Consider the following 2,046-nt stretch of genomic DNA (forward strand, 5'->3'; position numbering starts at 1 on the left):
GTTCTGGGACAAGATTGCGGAAAAATACTCAAAGCAGCCCATCTCCGATCAGGAGACCTACGATAAAAAGCTCGAGATCACGCGAAAATACCTGACGCCTGAGAGTGAGGTGTTCGAGTTCGGGTGCGGGACCGGCTCGACGGCCATCCTGCACGCGCCATTCGTGAAGCATATCACCGCCACCGATGTCGCCGATAACATGCTGGAATTCGGCCGCCAGCGCGCCGCTGAGGCCGGTCTCGACAACATCACTTTCGAGCGTACAGATATCGAGAGCTTTGATGCGGCCGGGCGCCAGTTCGACGTGGTCCTCGGCCTCAATATCATTCATCTCTGCCGCGATCCGCTCGCTGTCATGGAAAAAGTGAAGAGCCTGCTGAAACCGGGCGGATATTTCATCCAGAGCACGGTCTGTCTCAAGGACGCGATGCCGATCGCGCCCTTCATCATCCCGGTGATGCAGCTCATCGGGAAAGCGCCGCACGTGAAATATCTGAAGCGGGACCAGCTTTTCGCGATGATGGAGGAGGCAGGCTTCGAAACCGTCGAGACCTTCAGCCCCGAAAAGAAGTTGAGCGCCGAATTTATCGTCGCCCGCGCCGCCTGACCCGTCAGCGCGCGCGCTTCAGCTTCTGGATTTCGACTTCCAGCGCGGAGAGAAAATTTGACCGGTCAGCAGCCTTGAAGGGCGCTGGCCCGCTCGTCTGTTCGCCGGTCGAGCGCAGGCCCTCCATGATCGCGCGTGTGGCAACCTGCTGGCCGATAGAGGCTTGCGTGAACGGTTTGCCCTTCGGCGACAGGACGCGCGCGCCGCTCTGCAGGCAGCGCTCGGCGAGCAGGATATCTGACGTGATCACGACCGAATTGGCGTCCGCGCGCTCGGCAATCCAGTCATCGGCGACGTCCGGCCCATCCGGCACCATGATGAATTTGAACAGCGCATGCTGCGGCACGCGGATGAAACTGTTGGCGACTACATTCACCGGCAGCTGGTGGCGAAGCGCGACCTTGTAGACCTCATCCTTGACCGGGCAGGCATCGGCGTCGACATGGATCGCAATGGCCGTCGTCACTTCGGCGTGTCTTCTTCTGCGTCTTCGGTCTGCGCCAGCATGACCAGGTTTGGCGCGCCGGAATTGGCAAAGACGAGATCATTCAGCCCGTCGCCATTCATGTCGCCAATCGCAACGCCATACGTGTCTTCCGAAGCATCTTCGAGCGGCATCACCGAAAAGCGCGCAAAGCCGTCATTGAGATAGACACGGTTATTGTCCTCGCCGGCGCCTTCTAGGATGTCGATGTCCCCGTCGCCGTCGAGATCGGCCGCCGCGAGCGCCTGGATCGAGCGTCCGTCCTCGACGAATTTCTGCCCGGCGGCGAAGGTGCGGCTGCCATTGCCGAGCAGGATGGACAGGGTGCCTTTTGTCGAGCCGAGAATGATATCGGCTTGCCCGTCGCGGTTGAGATCGGTGGCGATGACCTGCCTGTGATCGCCCTCGCTGCCTTCAATCGGAAATTCGGCCCAGCCGCGCCCGGCAAGGTTCATCAAGAGGTAACTCGGCCCGCCATCGCGGCAGGCAATAACGAGATCGGTGCGCCCATCCTTGTTGAAGTCAGCCGCTGAAATGCCGGTTGCGCCATTGAGGTCGCCCGGCATCGGGAAGGGCCCTTCAAAGCTGCCATCGCCGACGCCTGGAAAGAACAGGACACCGCCGCGGCGCTGGACGGTCACAAGGTCCGGCACGCCATCTCCGGTAAGATCCTGAAGGAGGGCATTACGTGCCGGGCCTGCGCTGCCCTCAATCGCTTCAGAACGGCTGAACACGCCCGTCCCGTCATTGACGAAGACCTGCGCCGGGATGCCGTCTCCAACGACAACGGCATCCATGTCGCCGTCGCCATCCACGTCAGCGGCGCGGACGATATAGCTCGGCCCATGCAGCGCGCCGAGCTGGCGGGCCGTGGTGAGCCGGCCATTGCCGGTATTGTAATAGACAAAATCAGGCTGCGCCCAGTGCCGGCCATTGGCGATCAGCACGTCGAGGT

The 2,046-nt window shown here is 61.3% G+C and carries 3 protein-coding genes; 1 reads left to right on the forward strand and 2 read right to left on the reverse strand.

Going from position 1 to position 2,046, the window contains the following annotated elements:
- Nucleotides 1-607 (forward strand): class I SAM-dependent methyltransferase (locus WA989_RS12565; RefSeq protein WP_424340836.1); only part of this gene is annotated, 607 nt, incomplete at its 5' end.
- 4 nt (nt 608-611) lie between these two features.
- Here WA989_RS12565 and WA989_RS12570 read toward each other — a convergent pair.
- Nucleotides 612-1,073 (reverse strand): YaiI/YqxD family protein, encoded by a 462-nt coding sequence (locus WA989_RS12570; RefSeq protein ID WP_424340837.1) that lies wholly within the window; start codon nt 1,071-1,073, stop codon nt 612-614.
- Nucleotides 1,070-2,046, reverse strand: a 977-nt coding sequence (locus tag WA989_RS12575; protein ID WP_424340838.1) for an FG-GAP repeat domain-containing protein, incomplete at its 5' end; no start/stop codon positions are given. The genes WA989_RS12570 and WA989_RS12575, both read right to left, overlap by 4 nt.

The organism is Henriciella sp., assembly GCF_049649345.1.
Taxonomy (GTDB): domain Bacteria; phylum Pseudomonadota; class Alphaproteobacteria; order Caulobacterales; family Hyphomonadaceae; genus Henriciella.